Here is an 18,803-nt window from a genome sequence, read left to right as displayed (position 1 = left end):
TTTTAAGGGAGATGCAGTTATGGATACGAGTAGAAAAATTATTCATATTGATATGGACGCTTTTTATGCATCTGTAGAACAACGCGACCATCCTGAGTTCCGAGGAAAGCCGCTTATTATTGGTGGGGATCCTAATAAACGTGGAGTTGTTGCGACTTGTTCTTATGAAGCGCGCAAATTCGGTGTGCATTCAGCTATGCCCACCAGACAAGCCGCTAAACTTTGCCCGAACGGTATTTTTATTCACGGCAATATGGCTCATTATGTAGAGGTTTCTAATCAAATCCGCGAAATCTTTTCCAGATATACGGATATTATCGAACCACTCTCTTTAGATGAAGCTTATTTGGATGTAACTGAAAATAAAAAAGGAATGAAATCCGCCACAATGGTTGCACGTGAAATCCAGCAGACGATTTACCGCGAGCTTGGTCTAACTGCTTCTGCCGGCGTATCATTTAATAAATTTATCGCAAAAATCGCTTCTGATTTTAAGAAACCTGCTGGCATTACGGTAGTTACACCCGAAGAAGCAGAAGCCTTTTTAGAACAAATACCAGTCACTAAATTTTATGGGGTAGGAAAAGTAACCGCTGAAAAATTGCACCGTTTAGGAATTGAAACGGGAGCGGATTTGAAGAAGTGGAGCGAGTGGGACCTTATTCGCGAATTACACAAACATGGCTATCATTTATATCGACATGTTCGAGGTCGTTCGAACAACATTGTGAATCCGCATCGTGATCGCAAATCTGTCGGCAAAGAAACCACTTTTGAATTTAATGTCTTAGATAGTCGAATTCTCGAACAAAGCCTCATGCAATTTGCCAAAAAAGTAGAAGAACGGCTTATCAAATTACAAAAACATGGCAAGACGGTAGTACTAAAACTACGCTACAGTGACTTTACAACCATTACTAAGCGCCTTACTTTAAACGAATATACCAATGATGCAAACCAAATTTATCAAGCGGCAGCCCTTCTTTTAAGAGAAAGCTATACTGGTCAGGATAGTATTCGTTTGATTGGACTTACCGTAACCAATTTAAAACCTGTTTACTTTGAAAATTTACGTTTAGAAGGACTTTAAAAAAGAAAAGGACATCCAACCTTTTCTTTTTTTATGCATATAGATTATAACCTTTAAAAAAATCTTGACTAATTCATCATGATGTTATACACTGAAAACGACGAAAGGTTATAATGTTTCTTGATTATATTATTGCAAATGTTATAATGAATCAAAAGATAACTTTTCGGGAGGAATGAAACTAATATGAAAAAATTAAATAAATCATCTTCTACACCACTTTATATGCAACTGAAAAATCAACTACAAGAGAAAATTGAACAAGATATGTCTGTTGGAGATTTACTTTTGACAGAAACAGAAATTGAAAAGATGTATCATGTTAGCAGGATGACAGTTCGAAAAGCGATAGAAGAGCTGGTAAATGAGGGGATTGTAAGTAAACAGCAAGGCAAAGGAACATTTGTGAGTCAAACAAAGACTACACAAGGACTTGGACGGATTTTTAGTTGGTCAGAGGAAATGAAACTACAACATAAGGAATCTAAGACTATCAGTGTAGAAATTTCTGCAGCAATCCCATCAAAAAAAATCCGTACAGCGCTTCAATTAGGCAAGAATGAAGAAGTAACTTGTATTAGACGCGTGAGAGAAATTGATGGTGAACCTGTTGCAATTATGATTAATTATTTACGAGCCAAATATGTTCCTGGTTTACTAGAAAATGGTTTGAAATCAGATTCCCTTTACCATGATTTGGAAGAAATTTATCATATTAGTTTAGTACATGCAGATGAAATTATTACAGCAAGATTATCTACGCCCATTGAATCTGCCTTGCTCGCAGTTCCAGAAGACTCTGCGGTGCTTCATGTTCGACGTACTTCCTATATGAAAGGCAATACCCCAGTGGAAGTGGTAGATATGGTAGCTCGCGGAGATAGGTACCAATATTTGGCTGAATTAGAAGGTAGAACTAAAAAACATATCATATAGAAAAGGAGGGAGACGTATTGTTACCAATTACTTTAGAACAAATTGAATTGGATGTGGAGGTAGAAAGTCCGGTAGATGCTATCAGAGCTGCTGGAAACCTCTTGGTGAAAACTGAAAGCGCTTTATCTAGTTATGTAGATGCGATGGTTGCTAGTTATGAAAAATTAGGACCCTATATAGTCTTAGCACCACATATTGCAATTCCGCATGCACGGCCCGAACACGGAGTAAGAAAACAATGTATGTCAATTGTTCGTTTGAAAAAACCAATCAAATTTGGGCATCCAGCCAATGACGATGTGACTCTTGTTATCGCAATTGGTGGTGTAGATACAAATTTTCACATCAAAATGCTCCAAGCCCTTAGTGTATTATTAACCGATGAAGATAAGCTGAAAATATTAAAAACAAGTACCGATAAAGCGAAAATCTTATGTACCATAAATAAGGAGGAAAAGTAGTGGAAATTTTAACGGTTTGCGGAATGGGATTTGGAACTAGCTTGATGTTACTCATGGAAATTCAAGATATGGCAAAAAAACATGGCTTTACCGTTGGAGGGGAAGCAACGGATTTAAGTAGTGCGAAGGGAAGAAAGTGCGACATTATTGTTGCTTCCAGTGAAATAGCCAAAGAATTAGCAGAGGAAGAAGTCAAAGTTGTCCCAATCATTAATATTCTCGATAAGAAAGAAATAGAAGAAAAAGTTCTGCCAGCTATCAAACAATACTTTGTTTCATAAAAAAGGAGGATGGAGATGCTTACTTTCATCACAGAAATTTTTTCTACGCCCGCTTTTATTTTAGGAATTATAGCAGCTATTGGGTTAATTGCCTTAAGGAAAACCGGTTCTGATATTGTAAAAGGAACATTAAAAACGATTTTTGGTTTTATTATGTTACAGCAAGGGTCCGCGATTATTGTTGGAAGTCTAATTCCATTTAGCACAATGTTTGAAAATGCTTTTCAACTTAAAGGGGTAGTTGCAGAAGATAATGCTATTGCAGCTGCTGTTCAGCAAATTTTAGGAACGGAAACGTCTTTAATTCTTGTGTTTGGTTTTATTATTAATGTTATTCTTGCTAGAACGACCAGATGGAAATATATCTTCTTAACTGGGCATATGATGTTTTCCTTCGCAGCAACAATGGCCATTGTATTTGATCAAATGGGCTTTAGTAGCTGGCAAATTATTTTGTTTGGTTCTATCGCACAAGGTATTTCGAGTATTGTTTTTCCAGCTCTCGCACAACCTTTTGTACGTAAAGTGACAGGAAATGATCAAGTCGGTTTTGGCTTTTGGGGCAGCTCCCTTGTCTGGGCAACCGGTTGGCTTGGAGGGAAATTAGGAAATAAAGCTAATTCTACAGAGGACTTAAAAGTTCCTAAAAAACTAGATTTTTTGAAAGAAATGTCTGTTTTAATGGGGATTGTCATGGCAGTGATTTATATCTTTACATCTTTCTTTGTGGATGAACCGGTGATGAAAGAACTAGCTGGCACACAAAGTAATGTACTATTCGCAATATTGCAAGCATTCACTTTTGTTGTCGGAATATTAATACTACTTCAAGGAGTACGGATGTTTTTAGGTGAATTAGTTCCTGCTTTTAAGGGTATTAGCGAAAAAATTGTTCCCGGCGCAATTCCAGCTCTTGATGTTCCCATTTTCTATTCATTCGCACCTACTGCAACGACCATTGGTTTTTTATGTGCAGTAGTCGGAGGGCTTGGAGCGACACTAGTTTCTACCATGCTTCCAGTTGTCGTGCTCCCATCTGTTATTGGATTGTTTTTTATGGGCGGAGCAGCTGGTGTATTCGGAAATGCAATGGGTGGTAGACGAGGAGCCATTATTGCTGGTTTATTATTAGGATTTATTTTTCAAATGATTGTAGCAATTGCTTATCCAATTTTAGGATTAGATGGCTATGGTATTCAAGGCTTATGGTTCGCTTCGACGGATGCAATTATTGTTATCGTCATTATTCGATTAATTGGAACACTATTTGGGATAGCACTTTAAAAAATATAGGAGATGGTTTTAAATGGAAAAGAAAATTAGAACGGTTCTTGGTGACATTTCGAAAGAAAGCCTTGGTTTCACATACTCTCATGAACATTTGTGGTGTTGTCCTCCACCAGTTCAGAAAGATCGTGATTTTGAATTAACCGATTATGAGTCCTCCTTAGAAGAATTAAAAACATTTCAATCTATTGGAGGTCAAACACTCGTAGATGCTTCGACGCTGGATTATGGTCGTGATGGAAATAAACTAAAAGCTATGTCTGAAGAATCTGGTGTGCATGTTCTTGGGGTTACAGGATTTAATAAACATATTTATTTCCCGGAGTGGGTGCAGGAGGAAAGCATCGAACAAATTACAGATCGATTAATTTATGATATTGAAAATGGAATGGATGGGTCCGATGCTCGCGCAGGCATTTTGAAGTCAGGTTCATGGTACAACCTCATTCATCCATTAGAGGATAAAGTAACACGAGCTGTTGCATGGGCTCAAAAAGAAACAGGTGCACCAATTTGGTTGCATACAGAAGCAGGCACTATGGGACAAGAAATGCTTGCTATATTAGAAGAAGAAGGCGTGGATATGGAACTTGTAGCTGTTGGACATAGCGACCGTAATGCAGATCCATACTATCATCTGAAATTAGCTGAAAAAGGAGCGTATGTTCAGTTTGATGGCTGTGGAAAAGTAAAATACTATCCAGATAGCACACGAGTTGAACTAGTGAAAAATATGCTTGAAAATGGTTTTGGGGATAAATTACTCATCTCAGGAGATATGGGAAGAAAAAGTTATCTGCACGCATATGGTGGTGGTCCAGGATTCCGTTTTATAAAAACAAAATTTATTCCAAGGCTTTTAGAAGAAGGCGTAACGGAGCAACAAATACAAGCTATATTTTATGATAATCCAGCAAACTGGCTAGCCAAATTTTAATAAAGGAGTGCGTGTGATTTGTTAACCATGGAGAAAGACCAAATGATGGCAATTATTCGGGATGTAGCAAAAGAAGATGTTATTCCGATTGCAGAATTACTTTTAGAAGAAGGGATTACAACGCTAGAAGTCTCGTTGAGTAATGAAACAAAAGGATTAGCTTGTTTAGAAGCCTTAAGTCAGCATTTTTCAGCTAAGCAATTGACAATTGGAGCTGGTACAGTAGTAGAAAAAAAGCAAATTCAAAAGGTGAAACAAGCAGGAGCAACGTTTATTATTACTCCAGGTTTTGAAAAAAGTATTGTAGAAGAATGCATAAAACAAGACATAGCTATTTTTCCAGGAGTATTTTCTCCAGGCGAAATTATGGAAGGAATACAATTAGGTGTAGAAATTTTTAAAGTTTTTCCGGCTGGAACACTTGGACCGACTTACATTAAAAATTTAAGAGGTCCATTCCCTAATATTCATCTAATGGCAGTTGGTGGGGTAGATTCAGGAAATATCGCAGAATTTAAAGCGGCCGGGTGTGATTCTTACGCTATTGGAAGTGAGCTTGTTCCACGTGGTGCCACAAAGGCTATGCTCAATCAAATAAGAGAAAATGCAAAAGCTTTTCAAAGATAGGATGGATGTAAAATGGTGCAATCAGCCAACAAAATAATAAATATGACACGAGATGAAGTGGAAAAAGCGATAACTGATTTTCCAGTCGCAATTTTACCACTCGGAGCAACAGAGCAACATGGACATCATTTACCACTTGGGGTCGATATATTTTTAGCAGAGCAGTTAGCTGAATTGGTATCGGAAAAAACAAGAGCAATAGTGATTCCGCCAATGCCCTTTGGCTATTCTTGGGTATGGCGTGATATTCCAGGAACGATTTCTATTCAACAACATCATGTCGAAGCAATTATTAAGGATGTTGCACACAGTGTTTCTCGCTATGGTGTCAAAATGCTTGTCTTAATAAATGGACATGATTCTAACAATAACTCGATGAAATATGCTGTTAGAGAATTAGCAGATGAGTTAGAAATGCCTGTTATGTATTTATTCTATCCGTCTCTTTCTGAAGTAATGGAAAAGAATTGTGAGTCTGGCACATGGCACGGAATGATTCATGCCTGTGAATTTGAAACCTCTTTAATGCTTGCGACTAAAAAAGAATTAGTGCAGATGAAAAAAGCGGTTAGAGAATATCCTGAAAAACCAACCCTTTACGGAAAATCAACTATTTCGCTAGGTGATTTAAGCAAAAGTGGTGTATATGGGGATGCTAGCCTTGCCACAGAGGAGAAAGGGGAACAGATGATACAACTATTTGCAGAGAAGATGGCTGCACTTCTTTTAGAAGGTTATAGTTATTTAACTAAATAAAAAGGTATTAAAAAAACCACTCTTTTTCGGAAGAGTGGTTTTTCATTTATTTCATTTCCAGTAAACGTTCTTTCAGTTCTTGCTCCATTGTAACTAGTTCTTTCTCTGCTACGGCACGTTTAGCACGGCCTTCTTGTTGGATTTTAAGTGTTTCTTGCAAGGTTTCAATTAAGCTGGACTGTGTTTCTTTAAGTGTTTCGATGTCCACGATACCTCTTTCATTTTCACGCGCTGTTTCGATCGCGTTTGTTTTTAGCATATCGGCATTTCGTTTTAGAAGTTCGTTCGTTGTTTCAGAAACTTGGCGTTGAGCGGCTACGGCTTGTTGTTGACGAAGCAACGTAAGCGCGATGGCTACTTGGTTTTTCCAAAGCGGAATTGCAGTCATAATGGAAGACTGGATTTTTTCAGCGAGTGCTTGGTTTGTATTTTGGATTAAACGTATTTGCGGCGCTTGTTGGATAGTGATTTGGCGACTTAAGCGTAAGTCATATACACGCTTATCAAGTCGATCCGCAAATTGTGTTAAATCATTTACTTCTTGATAATCCATTTGATCGCCAGTTTGTTCTGCTTTTTTGCGAAGTTCTGGGAGCATTTTTGTATTAATTTCTTCTAATTTTAATTCTCCAGCAGCAATGTAAATGTTAAGTGCTTGGAAGTAATCTTTATTTTTATCATAAAGCTGTTCTAGGAAAGAGTTATCTTCCATTAAACGCTTTTTGGAATGTTCCAGTTTCAACGCGATGCGGTCAATTTGGGTACCAATTTTTTGATATTTAGAAGTAATTTCATTGATGGATTGTTTAACTCGGTGGAACATTTTTGTGAAGACGTTTTTGTTGCGAGCAGCTAGTTCATCTGGATCCGCTTCTTGCAAGCGGAACATTAAATCACTAATAATATCGCCAATTGGTCCAACATCTTGCTTTTGCACATGAGCTAACATCGAGTGAGAAAAGTCATGCAATTTAGCTTGGGCAGGTGCTCCGTAACCAAGAATCGCTGCTTGATTTCCAGGTTCGATTTGTTTGGATAACTCTAACGCTTGTTTTTTGTTTGTTTCAGTAAGCATATCAACTAGGCGGGGAGCCACATCTGTTTCGTTATTTACGATACTTGCAGCTGATTCGCCGTCTGATCCGAATGGGTTAGCTAGAAGATCATCTAATGTTTGGTTAAACTCTTTCTCCACTACTAAATCTTTTAATTCATTTGTTTCTTCACTTGGCTTGTTCTCGGTCATCTTTTGTACCCCTTTCGAATTTCTTTTTCTGTTTGGAAATGGAGTTTTTCGCTACTTCTAATTCAAAATCGAGATTGTTTACATCTTGATTCAAAAGTGTAAATAAATCCTTTTCAATAACACGACTTAAATCATTTAAAAGCGTGCGTGTATCAGAAAGAGTTTGATAAATTTTCTTGTCTTTTACAGGTTGTTTTTCTAAGAAAGCATATTTTTCGGTGAGCTCTACTAAAGAGTCAAGATGAGAGAAAAAGAAATCTTCTGCTTCATAAAAACGTTTAGGTTCTTCTTTTACGATGCCGTATATTCTTTTAGTAAGTAAAAGTGTTTTGTTGCGCTCTTGGAAAGAATATAGCGCTTTGTTTTGTGTCATGATTTTTTGAAGGCGGATAATTTTCACACGAGCTTCTTCTAAGTTAGTACGAATATATTTATATTCTTTCTTGGTTAATCCAGTTGCAATCATTTGCGCCCGGTCTCCAGCTTTAGATGAAAAGAAAAATAGGATAGCTGCAACAGCGATAACAATTGTTGCAATTACCAAGCCACTATGGATAAGTGAAGTAAGAATACCACCCAAAATAATGACAAGTAAAATAGAACCTGTGAATGCTAATATCTTTTTAAAAACGGTCATTATACATCTTCTCCTTTAAGTACCTGTTTAAAAGGTCCGTTTTTTCTTAATAGTATATTTTTCTAAAAATAAAGATTGATGGAATGTAACTACCATTTAAGTATATTTAGTATGTGAGCACTAAGCAAGTAGCATGGTTTTTATATTTTAGAAAGTGTCCTTTATTTGTTCTTATCATACCATATTTAGAAAACAGATGTTATCAGTCGTGCGATGTAAATTAAACTCGGACTTAGTTATGTTATAATGAAAAAAAACGAGAAGTAGGTGGCAGAAATGGACTCACTAGAGGAAAAAACGCTTCATACAGAAAAGATTTTTAGTGGAAATGTTATTGAATTGCAAGTAGATGATGTGGAGTTGCCGAATGGGGAAAAGAGCAAGCGCGAAATCGTCAAGCATCCCGGAGCTGTGGCAATTATACCTTTTTCAGCAGATGGAAGAATGTACTTAGTAGAACAATTCCGAAAGCCACTCGAAAAAAACATTATCGAAATTCCTGCTGGTAAAATGGAGCCGGGGGAAGATCCGCTCGTGACCGCAAAACGGGAACTAGAAGAAGAAACTGGTTTTCAGTCCGATGATTTAACGTATCTCACTTCTTTTTATACATCACCTGGGTTTGCTAGTGAACTTTTACATATTTATGTAGCACGGGATCTTCGGAAAATGGAACACCCTCTAGCGCAAGATGCAGATGAATTTATTAATTTAGTCAAAGTAACGATGGAAGAAGCAGAACAGTTAATAGCACAACAATTCATTCATGACGCAAAAACAATTTACGCGATACAGTACTGGAAATTACAACTATTAATAGAAGAAAACGAATAAACCGGATGAAAAACTTCTTTGGGAATACTTGGCATAAAGAATGGAAATATGTTATCATAAACATGAAAAGAGAGCCATGCAAGAACATGACCCTCAAATGTAAGCCCCATTTAAGGTGGCAGCTAGTCTAATATGGTATAAAAATAACCACTAAACTCGCCAAAGTTTATAAGTGGTTATTTTTTTGTGTTATTTTGACTGTTTAGTAACAACACTAAAGTTGTAAAAGCAACTGCAAAAGAGAGTGCTTCATAAACGGTCATGGGTTATCCTTTCCAGGAGTTCCTAACAAAAAAGTCATAGGCATCCCCCTTTCTTGTTGAAAGAGTTAGCCATCACCATAAACTTGCTATATCACCTGGAACCTAGTTATTCTATCCGTAATAAAGCGATTATTGAAATTAGTATTATCAAGCTGAAATTGGAATTTTAAAGACTTTAGATAGCATAAAAAAATAGTAATTTGGATACTATTATTGATTATAGTTTTTGATTGACTACCTGGTCAAAAGTGGTTATACTCAAGTTGACTAAGTGGTCAATAAAAAGGTGGAGGAGAGAACATGGAAGCAATTAAGGTGGAATCACTCACAAAAAATTATCATAAAAAACGAGCAATTGAAAATGTGAATTTGTCGGTAAATGAAGGCGAATTATACGGTTTTATCGGTCCGAATGGAGCTGGGAAATCAACAACTATCAAAGTCTTATTGAATTTTATTTATGCAACGAGCGGAAGTGCCACGGTTCTCGGAAAAGATGTAGTGAAACAGTCAGCAGAGATTAAGAAAATGGTCGGATATGTCCCTAGTGAAGTTCGTTATTATCCACAAATGACTGCAAATGATATTATCCACTATGCTGCTAAATTCCATCAAATCAAAAATGCAACACAAAAAATGAATAGATATTATGAAATGTTTTCGATTGATCCGAAAAAACGCTTTGGTGAAATGTCACTTGGAAATAAGAAGAAAGTAGCGATTGTGGCTGGACTTATTACCGAACCGCAATTATTTATTTTGGATGAACCAACGAACGGCCTTGATCCTTTGATGCAACATTATTTATTTAAAGAAATGACCGAGCGAAATAAAGAAGGGATGACGATTTTTCTTTCAAGTCATAATTTACGTGAGGTTCAAGAATACTGCACGAGAGCGGCTTTTATTCGAAACGGGAACATTATCGCGGTGGAAGACATCGCCAATCAGCAAATGACCGGCAAAGTGATTGCGCTCAAAGGGACGAATTTGCCCCTAGAAAAATTAACGAATGCGGGTGCAAGAATTATCGAAAATGAAACAGGCAAAGCACGACTAATTTTTGATGATGATATTAAAACAATTTTGCCATTATTACAGGAAAAAGAAATTACGGATTTAACGATTACAAATCAAGAATTAGAAGATAAATTTATGACACTATATGAAGGGGGAGAAATCAAGTGAACATCTTACACATTGAATGGAAAACAAGAATAAAAAGCCTCGTTGTTTGGTCCGTTGTAGTGATTGTGATTTTAGGTGTGTTTATGGCTTTCTTCCCTAGTATGCAAAGTAGCGGTATGCAAGATTTAGTGAATACGAAGATGAATGCACTTCCGCAAGATATGATGAAAATTTTGCATATGGATTCGATGGCGGATTTAACGAATATTGATGCTTATTTTGCGTATGTTTTTCAGTATATTTTTATTGCGGCATGCGTATATGCAGCATTGATTGGTGCACAGGCCTTAATAAAAGAAGAAACAGATGGCACAATTGAATTTTTATATGCCCAGCCGATTACTCGGGCTAGTCTTGTGTTTTGGAAAATGGTTGGGAATTTATTATCTTTCGTGGCTTTTTGGTTGATTACGTTTGTGGCTTCTGTTGTGCTCGTTCTTGTTTTAAAACCAAGTGGGGTAGATAGCGGGAATTTAGTGATGGAGCTTGTTCGAGTATTTTCGAGTGAGTTACTTGTTGCAGCTGTTTTTATGAGTGTTGGCTTCATGGTATCTGCAGTGTTACGTTCCGCTAAACAAGCTTCTCCTGTCGCGCTTGCTCTTGTTTTCTTAACTTATATTTTAGGTATAATGGCCGGATTAAATGATAATGTTGACTTTTTCAAATACTTTTCGCCAATCAATTATGCGATTCCATCAGAAATTATGGATAAAGGGATTACTGGAACGAATGCACTAATTTCCTGCGCGGTGATTATTGTGGCGGTAGCAGCTACTTTTGTTCTTTATAAGAAAAAGGATTTGAAAGTATAATGGATGAAAAACGGCTGAAAATTTTAGAAGCGGCGATGGAAGAATTTACAGAAAAAGGCTATCAGGCAGCTAGTACTAATAAAATTTGTGCAAAAGCGGGCGTTTCCAAAGGGCTTATTTTTCATTATTTTGGCTCTAAAGAAAAACTTTATATTGCGGCAGTGTCTTACGCGGTTGATTTTGCGACGAATGAGGTTAGTTTGGAAGAGAAACGATGGAGTGATTTTGTCGAGATGGCGATTTGGTCGACGAAAATGAAACTGGATTTTAATCGTAAATATCCTGCGATTTTTGGTTTGATTATGCAAGCTTACGGAAATCCACCGCCAGAATTGAAAGGTAAATTAGATGGCTTTTTCGATAAGGCAATTGAGCGGTCTGAAGCGCAAATGAATCAAGTCTTAAACGAAATGCAGTTAAAAAAAGATGTGAACATGGATGCGGCGCGAAAAGTGATGGAAGCACTTTTTCAGCATATTACAGAGAAAAGTACGGTGTTTTTGCAAAGACATCCGAATGCGACGATGGAAGATTTTATTCCACTTGCCAATGATTTTACGGAAATGATGCGAATTGTCGAATTTGGTATATGTGAAGAAAAAAAGGATTCGGGCGAGTGAGCCCGAATCCTTTTTTAACCAATAAAGCTTTCGTGATGGGTACTAATCATTGCTTCGTCTCTTGCGGTAGGTTCTAAATATTTTTTTGCGCTATTAATCGCAATAGGACCTTCATGTAATCCAGCTGCGATAATGCGTATTTTTCGTGAATAGGTCGCGCTATCTCCACAAGCAAAAATACCTGGTACAGTCGTTTTCATTTCGTCATCAACAACAATACCGAAATCTGCTAGTTCAAAGCCCCATTCAGCCATCGTTCCAAGGTCAACTTTGACACCGTGATTAATAAAAAGTGCTTCTGTTTCAATCGTTTTAGTAACTTGTGTCTGGTTACAGCAAATGTTTATACTTGCTAGTTGATTATTTGCTCCGATTAATTCCTTGATTTCATGATGGATATGAATTTCGACGCGGGAATTTTTGAGCTCACGAACGCTTTCTTCATGCGCTTTAAAATCTTCACCACGATATATTAGATGTACTTTTTTTGCAATTGGTTCAAGTGTTTGCGCCCAGTCTATAGCGGAATTTCCACCACCAGAAACTGCAACGATTTTGTCGCGAAATTGCTCAAGGTTTTTAACGTCATAATTAATTGCTAACGGAAAATCGTCCACATGCATCGCTTCTAGTTTATTGACTTCAAAAGTGCCGCTCCCCGTTGCGATAACAACCGTTTTAGAAAAATGAATACTGCCATTATGTGAAGTTAATTGAAACACGCCATCAGTTAATTTAGTTACATCAACTACTCGTTCATTACATACAATAGTAGGGTGAAAGGTTTCTGCTTGCTCTTTTAAATTGGCAACGAGATTAGCTCCAGTAATAGCTGGAATTCCACCAATATCACGAATAATTTTTTCCGGGAAAAAGTAGCGGACTTTGCCACCAACATCTGGTTCAGCATCAATAATTTTTGTTTTCATGGAACGTAAACCACTATAAAATGCGGAAAATAGCCCAATTGGACCGCCGCCAATAATCGTTACATCATACACTTCATTTGGCAATGGAATCAAGCTCCTTTACAATTTCGCATCCGTTGCAAGTTTCGTATGGGAGACAAAGAGGGACACCGCTGCGTGGGTCAATTAAAATATCGGCTTTAATATTAAATACGTCTTCTAACGTTTCTTCAGTCATTACGTTAACTGGCGAACCTTCTGCAACTACTTTTCCTTCTTTAATAGCAATCATATGATGAGCGTAACGAGATGCGTGATTTAAATCATGAACAACCATCACGATTGTACGGTTTTCTGATTGATTTAATTGTTTGAGTAGGTTAAGGACGTCTAGTTGATGGGTCATGTCTAAAAAGGTTGTCGGTTCATCGAGGAATAATACGTCTGTTTCTTGCGCGAGCGACATTGCTATCCAAGCACGTTGGCGTTGTCCACCTGATAAACTGTCAATTGGTCGGTCCGCAAATTCAGTTAAATTCGTTACACGCAATGACCAGAAAATAATTTCCCGATCTTTTGCGGTAATTGATTTAAAACTGCTTTGATGCGGAGAGCGGCCATAAGAAATTAATTCAAACACCGTCAAACCATCAGGTGCTGAAGGATTTTGTGGCAAAATAGCTAATTGTTTGGCAATTTCTCGTGTCGGTTCATTATGAATTTTCTTGCCGTCTAAATAAACAGCGCCTTTGCTAGGTTTCATCAAGCGGGACATCGTCTTTAAAATAGTTGATTTCCCGGAACCATTTGCCCCAACTAAGGCAGTTATCTTATTAGCAGGAATGGCTATATCTAAACCATCAACAATGATTCGTTTGTCGTATGAAATTTGTAAGTTATCTGTATGAAGGTCTTTCATTTTCATCGCTCCAATTTAAAGTTAAGGTGATAATCATTCTCAATGGTTAAGTATAGAGTTTTTACGTTAAAGATGCAAGTGATACTTTGTCAGAGAGGATTTGCACTTTAAGAACAAAGTTGCTATACTAACTGAGAATTGTTATCAGTTACAGGAGGGGTTCATTTGAAAAAAGGTTTAAGTTTACTCGTATTAATGCTTTTAACTACAGTAGTTTTAGCTGCTTGTGGAGATGATAAAACGGCAGGAAATGACAAGGTTGAAATGCGTACATATACAATGGCAAATGGGAAGAAAGTAGAAATTCCGGCACATCCAAAACGCATTGTAGCATCGGAATATCTAGGAAATATTGTTTTGCTTGGGATAAAGCCAGTTGGGGCTAGAGCGAAACAAATCGAAAATCCGTTTTTGAAAGGAAAAGTGGAAGGAATTACAGATATTGGTGATCCAGTTTCAGCAGAAAAAGTGGCAGAATTAAAACCAGATTTAATTGTTGTTTCCAAAGAAGATGAATATGAAAAAATGTCCAAAATTGCGCCAACTGTGTTAATCCCGTACGCGACTTCTAAAAATGTGGAAGAAGATGTGCGCCAAATTGCAGATTTAGTTGGTGAAAAGAAAGCTGGAGAAGCTTGGCTAGATAAATTTCATCAAAAAGCGAAGGAAAGTAGAGAAAAATTAGCAGGAAAATTAAAGCCGAATGAAACGGTGGGCATTTATGAAGTTCAAGATAAAGATTTTTATGTAATGGGGCAAAATATGGGGCGCGGAGGTCAAGCGATTTATAATGCCTTACAACTGAAAGCACCAGCTAAAATTCAAACGGATGTATTGGACGGACAAGACTGGCAAAAAATTTCATTAGAAGTATTACCTGAGTTTGCAGCGGATAGAATGTTTGTGACAAATACTTCTTCTGGAAGTGCTAAAGACGGAGAGAAAACTTTAAAAGATTTAACCAACTCACCAATTTGGAAAAATTTACCGACATTTAAAGCGGGAAATGTCTATCAAATGGATTTTGACACGATGTTTTATTATGATCCTTTAGCAGTAGAAGGGCAGTTGGATATTGTTGTCGAGAAGTTACTTGAATCCAACTAAAGATTGCGCTTAGTGAATGATATTGATATAATTTTCTTTGCGATTGATAATTATTATCACTAAAAATGAGCGGATAATTTAGATGGAAGGAACATGTACAGATGGATAAGTCAAAACAGATAAAAATGAATACAAGACCGACTGTTGCTATATTCATACTTTCGGGTGGGATTTTGTTGCTTCTTATTCTAGCGTTATTCGGGATTGCGGTAGGGGCGGCTAATATTAATTTGAGCACGGTTTGGGACGCGCTTTTTCATTATAATAGTTCGGACACACAGCATCAGATTATTCGGAGTTTGCGAGTTCCTCGTGTGATAGCTGATATGGCGATTGGAGCAGCTTTTGCGGTGGCAGGAGCAATTATGCAAGGGATTACGCGCAATCCACTGGCTGATTCTGGTTTGCTTGGACTGAATGCTGGATCGACGTTTATGGTAGCTGTGTGTTTTGCTTTTATGCCATGGCTTAGTTATAACTCGCTAATTATATTTTCTTTTGTTGGTGCAGCGATTGGAGCGTTCTTGGTTTTTGGAGTAAGTTCCATTGCTGGAAGTGCGATGTCTCCTACACGATTAGTACTTGCGGGGGCAGCGGTGAGTTCGCTTCTTACGGCGCTTAGTGAAGGGCTTGCGATCTATTTTCAGCTGAGTCAAGATTTGGCGTTTTGGTATGCGGGAGGCGTCGCTGGTGTGAAATGGAGTCAGCTTGCGGCAATTTGGCCGTGGTTACTCGGTGCGCTTATTGCGGCAATTTTATTAAGCAAATCAATTACGATTTTAAGTTTAGGTGATGATATTGCAGTTGGCCTTGGTGAAAAAACGACTTTTGTTAAAATAGCTTCGATGGTAGTTGTTTTAATTTTAGCAGGACTTGCAGTTTCAGTTGTTGGTCCGGTTGGCTTTATCGGATTGATTGTGCCACATTTGGTACGTTTTTTAGTCGGGGTGGATTATCGCTTTATTATTCCTTGTTCGGCTGTAGTTGGGGCGTTTTTGACTTTAGCAGCAGATATTGTTGCCCGAACAATTAATCCTCCATATGAAACGCCAATTAGTGTTATTTTTGCATTAATTGGGGTTCCTTTCTTCCTATATGTAGCTCGTAAAGAAAGGAGGAACTTATAATGTATATGACTGTTGCTGAAAAACGAAAGAAATCGCGGCGTATTTGGACTTTAATTATTTTAAGTGTGCTTATATTTTGTACATTTACATATAGTGTCAATGCTGGGTATTCGAAATTACCTTTTATAGAAGTGATTAAGTCTTTCTTTGGAATGGCGGATGGGGGAACGCAACTGATTGTGTCAGAATTTCGGTTGCCGCGTATTGTTATTGCGCTTTTAGTGGGTGCAGGACTTGCGGTTTCGGGAACGATTTTACAAGGTATTTCTGGAAATGGGCTGGCTGATCCGGGGATTCTTGGAATTAACAACGGAGCAGGTTTGGCAGTTATGCTTTATATTTCCTTCTTTCCCTCAACGATGGATGTACCGGTTTTATTTATGCCATTTATTGGATTTGTTGGAGCTATTTTAACGGCATTTGTTGTATATGGGCTTTCTTATAGTAGGAGTGAGGGGTTACTTCCTAATCGTTTGTTACTTACAGGGATTGCTGTTGCAGCTGCGATTGCTGCTTTGATTACGCTCTTGACTGTTCGACTTGATCCGCAAAATTACCAGCGTTATGCTGAATGGATGGCTGGAAATATATGGGCTTCGAGTTGGCAATATGTTTATGCGCTTTTACCGTGGTTGATTGTGCTTGGTGTGATTGCTTTTATGAAAGTAAAAACACTCGATGTACTGTCATTTGGCGATCAAGTGGCAACCGGGCTAGGTGTCCGAGTGGAACGCGAAAAATTTGTTCTATTAATAGTAGCGGTTGGTTTAGCAGCGGCTTGTGTCTCTGTTAGCGGCGGGATTGCATTTATTGGTTTAATAGGCCCTCACATTGCTAGAAAACTTGTTGGCTCAGCGCATCGTTGGGTAATGGTTACGGCGGCTTTATCAGGGGGGCTATTGTTACTACTCGCTGATACGATTGGCCGCTTGATTATTCAACCTTCCGAAATCTTTGCGGGAATTGTTGTCGCGATCATTGGAGCCCCGTACTTCTTGTTTCTTCTTGCTAAAGCTAAATAATAATTATTATTAATAACGAGAAATTAACTAGTAATTGATAATCATTGTAGACAGCCTATTGCTTTTGTGCTATCTTAGTAAACATAAGGAATAGGAATTGTCTAGGTGCCATTTTTAAAGTGATAAGTGGATTTTGAACTTGCATTTTAATTATAATTATTATAAACTGTATTTATTGTTAAATGATAATGATGATAATTTAGAACGACAACTTGTTATCGCAACTAAGGGAGGAACCATAATGGAAGGTCGTATTGGACGCATTAAAGCACAACTTCATGATGCTAGTTATAAATTAACCCCACAGCGAGAAGCTACTGTTCGCGTTTTACTGGAAAATGAAAAAGATCATTTAAGTGCTGAGGAAGTTTTCTTGCGTGTGAAAGATATTGCGCCTGACACTGGCCTAGCAACAGTTTACAGAACGTTAGAGCTTTTAACCGAACTACGCGTGGTAGATAAAATTAATTTTGGTGACGGTGTATCTCGTTATGACTTGAGACAAGAAGGCGCCAAACATTTCCATCATCATCTTGTTTGTTTGGAATGTGGATCTGTGGAAGAAATTCAAGAAGATTTACTAGAAGATGTGGAAAAAATCGTGGAATCAAAATGGAATTTCCTTGTAAAAGATCATCGTTTAACTTTCCAAGGGATTTGCGCAGATTGCAGACAAAAATCTAAAAAAAATAATAGTTGAGTTTGGGATTATATATCTCAAACTTTTTTTATTGGCAAAAAGATGGACTGAATTGTGCGAAAAGTATTATAAGTTTTTTTCATCGCTTAAACGTTTTCACTGAGGAAGGAACATGGTAGAATAGGATTTGTGGAGGAAATGCTTATGAATGATTTGATTGATGATTTTTTACACTTTTTAATTGTAGAGAAAGGCTTATCCGCGAATACAATAAAAGCTTACGAACGAGATTTACACTATTTTGTTTCATACATGGATACCTCTAGAACTTTAACGGACCCGGATACACTCGAACGAAACGATATAGTTGGATTCATGGCATTTGCTAGAAAAGAAGGAAAATCACCAAGAAGCGTAGCACGATATATTGCTTCATTGCGATCTTTTTTTCATTATTTAATGCATGATGGAAAAATGTCGCACGATCCAATGATTCAAATTGAAACGCCAAAACAAGCGCAAAGCCTGCCAAAAGTTTTAAACTTAGATGATGTAGAAAAATTACTTAGTTCATCAGATACTAGCACTCCGCTCGGACTCAGAGACCAAGCGATGCTAGAAATTTTATACGCGACGGGGCTTCGTGTAACCGAACTTGTAAAGCTTAAAATGGATGATTTACATCTTCAAATGGGCTTTATTCAAACGATTGGTAAAGGTGATAAAGAACGAATTATCCCGCTTGGAAAAACAGCAACCACTGTGTTGGAACAATATTTAGAAGAAGCAAGACCTAAACTTAGAAGACCGAAATACCGGAATGATTTTGTGTTCTTAAATCACCACGGGCAAGGACTGACAAGACAAGGATTCTGGAAAATTTTAAAAGGAATCGCAAAGGAGTCGGGCATCGAAAAGCCGATTACACCGCATACATTGCGTCATTCATTTGCTACTCATTTACTTGAAAACGGGGCTGATTTAAGGTCGGTGCAAGAGCTTCTTGGCCACGCCGACATCTCCACCACACAAATTTATACCCATGTAACAAAACTGCGGCTTAAAGATGTTTACAAACAATTTCACCCGCGCGCTTAAAAAATAA

Annotated in this window: 21 protein-coding genes; 17 read left to right on the top strand and 4 right to left on the bottom strand. The window is 37.6% G+C overall.

Annotated features, from left to right (window positions below; all coding sequences use genetic code 11):
• Positions 1-19: 19 nt before the first annotated feature.
• The 8 genes from dinB (at position 20) to AC4PG8_RS08075 (ending at position 6,375) form a co-directional block, all read left to right on the top strand.
• On the top strand, positions 20-1,090 hold the full coding sequence (gene dinB, locus AC4PG8_RS08110) for a DNA polymerase IV (RefSeq protein ID WP_045552903.1): 1,071 nt from the start codon (positions 20-22) through the stop codon (positions 1,088-1,090).
• A gap of 186 nt (positions 1,091-1,276) precedes the next feature.
• Positions 1,277-2,026 (top strand): GntR family transcriptional regulator, encoded by a 750-nt coding sequence (locus tag AC4PG8_RS08105; RefSeq protein WP_003767639.1) that lies wholly within the window; start codon positions 1,277-1,279, stop codon positions 2,024-2,026.
• A 17-nt stretch (positions 2,027-2,043) separates the two neighbouring features.
• A complete protein-coding gene (locus AC4PG8_RS08100; protein WP_492170242.1) occupies positions 2,044-2,487 on the top strand; it encodes a PTS sugar transporter subunit IIA in 444 nt (147 codons plus the stop codon).
• A complete protein-coding gene (locus AC4PG8_RS08095; RefSeq protein WP_045553871.1) occupies positions 2,487-2,768 on the top strand; it encodes a PTS sugar transporter subunit IIB in 282 nt (93 codons plus the stop codon). The genes AC4PG8_RS08100 and AC4PG8_RS08095 overlap by 1 nt, the downstream gene beginning before the upstream one ends.
• A gap of 15 nt (positions 2,769-2,783) precedes the next feature.
• A complete protein-coding gene (gene ulaA / locus AC4PG8_RS08090; RefSeq protein WP_045553870.1) occupies positions 2,784-4,052 on the top strand; it encodes a PTS ascorbate transporter subunit IIC in 1,269 nt (422 codons plus the stop codon).
• A gap of 22 nt (positions 4,053-4,074) precedes the next feature.
• On the top strand, positions 4,075-4,992 hold the full coding sequence (locus AC4PG8_RS08085) for a phosphotriesterase family protein (RefSeq protein WP_185540727.1): 918 nt from the start codon (positions 4,075-4,077) through the stop codon (positions 4,990-4,992).
• Between the two features lie 18 nt (positions 4,993-5,010).
• The gene (locus AC4PG8_RS08080) at positions 5,011-5,619 is read left to right on the top strand and encodes a bifunctional 4-hydroxy-2-oxoglutarate aldolase/2-dehydro-3-deoxy-phosphogluconate aldolase (RefSeq protein ID WP_492170241.1); all 609 of its coding nucleotides are present in this window, start codon (positions 5,011-5,013) and stop codon (positions 5,617-5,619) included.
• A gap of 12 nt (positions 5,620-5,631) precedes the next feature.
• Positions 5,632-6,375 (top strand): creatininase family protein, encoded by a 744-nt coding sequence (locus AC4PG8_RS08075; RefSeq protein ID WP_492170240.1) that lies wholly within the window; start codon positions 5,632-5,634, stop codon positions 6,373-6,375.
• Positions 6,376-6,421: 46 nt separating this feature from the next.
• Here AC4PG8_RS08075 and AC4PG8_RS08070 read toward each other — a convergent pair whose 3' ends face one another.
• A complete protein-coding gene (locus tag AC4PG8_RS08070; protein ID WP_185505167.1) occupies positions 6,422-7,621 on the bottom strand; it encodes a toxic anion resistance protein in 1,200 nt (399 codons plus the stop codon).
• Complete coding sequence (locus tag AC4PG8_RS08065; RefSeq protein WP_003763175.1) at positions 7,599-8,258, bottom strand: 5-bromo-4-chloroindolyl phosphate hydrolysis family protein; 660 nt, start codon at positions 8,256-8,258, stop codon at positions 7,599-7,601. Before AC4PG8_RS08065 ends, AC4PG8_RS08070 begins: the two co-directional genes overlap by 23 nt.
• Positions 8,259-8,534: 276 nt before the next feature.
• On the opposite strand from AC4PG8_RS08065, the gene AC4PG8_RS08060 reads away from it, so the two are divergent.
• The 4 genes from AC4PG8_RS08060 to timR all read left to right on the top strand — a co-directional run bounded on the left by AC4PG8_RS08060 (position 8,535) and on the right by timR (position 11,975).
• Positions 8,535-9,092, top strand: a complete 558-nt coding sequence (locus AC4PG8_RS08060; RefSeq protein ID WP_203576028.1) for an NUDIX hydrolase — start codon at positions 8,535-8,537, stop codon at positions 9,090-9,092.
• Between the two features lie 563 nt (positions 9,093-9,655).
• A complete protein-coding gene (gene timA, locus AC4PG8_RS08055) occupies positions 9,656-10,543 on the top strand; it encodes a macrodiolide ABC transporter ATP-binding protein TimA (RefSeq protein WP_003763173.1) in 888 nt (295 codons plus the stop codon).
• Positions 10,540-11,355, top strand: coding sequence for a macrodiolide ABC transporter permease TimB (timB, locus tag AC4PG8_RS08050; RefSeq protein WP_010991740.1), 816 nt, complete (start codon positions 10,540-10,542; stop codon positions 11,353-11,355). The genes timA and timB overlap by 4 nt, the downstream gene beginning before the upstream one ends.
• On the top strand, positions 11,355-11,975 hold the full coding sequence (gene timR, locus AC4PG8_RS08045) for a macrodiolide transporter TimAB transcriptional regulator TimA (protein ID WP_003769488.1): 621 nt from the start codon (positions 11,355-11,357) through the stop codon (positions 11,973-11,975). The genes timB and timR overlap by 1 nt, the downstream gene beginning before the upstream one ends.
• A 14-nt stretch (positions 11,976-11,989) precedes the next feature.
• On the opposite strand, the gene AC4PG8_RS08040 is transcribed toward timR, so the two are convergent.
• Both AC4PG8_RS08040 and AC4PG8_RS08035 read right to left on the bottom strand, forming a co-directional pair.
• Complete coding sequence (locus tag AC4PG8_RS08040) at positions 11,990-12,988, bottom strand: NAD(P)/FAD-dependent oxidoreductase (RefSeq protein WP_492170239.1); 999 nt, start codon at positions 12,986-12,988, stop codon at positions 11,990-11,992.
• The gene (locus AC4PG8_RS08035) at positions 12,978-13,802 is read right to left on the bottom strand and encodes an ABC transporter ATP-binding protein (RefSeq protein ID WP_010991738.1); all 825 of its coding nucleotides are present in this window, start codon (positions 13,800-13,802) and stop codon (positions 12,978-12,980) included. Before AC4PG8_RS08035 ends, AC4PG8_RS08040 begins: the two co-directional genes overlap by 11 nt.
• A gap of 165 nt (positions 13,803-13,967) precedes the next feature.
• On the opposite strand from AC4PG8_RS08035, the gene AC4PG8_RS08030 reads away from it, so the two are divergent.
• From AC4PG8_RS08030 to xerD, 5 genes are all read left to right on the top strand, one after another.
• Positions 13,968-14,909, top strand: coding sequence for an iron-hydroxamate ABC transporter substrate-binding protein (locus AC4PG8_RS08030; protein WP_010991737.1), 942 nt, complete (start codon positions 13,968-13,970; stop codon positions 14,907-14,909).
• 101 nt (positions 14,910-15,010) lie between these two features.
• Positions 15,011-16,036, top strand: coding sequence for a FecCD family ABC transporter permease (locus AC4PG8_RS08025; protein ID WP_003767609.1), 1,026 nt, complete (start codon positions 15,011-15,013; stop codon positions 16,034-16,036).
• On the top strand, positions 16,036-17,058 hold the full coding sequence (locus tag AC4PG8_RS08020; protein ID WP_492170238.1) for a FecCD family ABC transporter permease: 1,023 nt from the start codon (positions 16,036-16,038) through the stop codon (positions 17,056-17,058). Before AC4PG8_RS08025 ends, AC4PG8_RS08020 begins: the two co-directional genes overlap by 1 nt.
• Positions 17,059-17,299: 241 nt before the next feature.
• Positions 17,300-17,758 (top strand): ferric iron uptake transcriptional regulator, encoded by a 459-nt coding sequence (fur, locus tag AC4PG8_RS08015; protein ID WP_010991735.1) that lies wholly within the window; start codon positions 17,300-17,302, stop codon positions 17,756-17,758.
• A 144-nt stretch (positions 17,759-17,902) separates the two neighbouring features.
• Positions 17,903-18,796 (top strand): site-specific tyrosine recombinase XerD, encoded by an 894-nt coding sequence (gene xerD / locus AC4PG8_RS08010; protein WP_003763158.1) that lies wholly within the window; start codon positions 17,903-17,905, stop codon positions 18,794-18,796.
• The last annotated feature ends 7 nt before the right edge of the window (positions 18,797-18,803 follow it).

It is taken from the genome of Listeria sp. MAN/IMW/UF555, from assembly GCF_058684075.1.
Note: the sequence above shows the minus strand (reverse complement) of the source record. Positions and strands in the feature narration are given on the sequence as shown.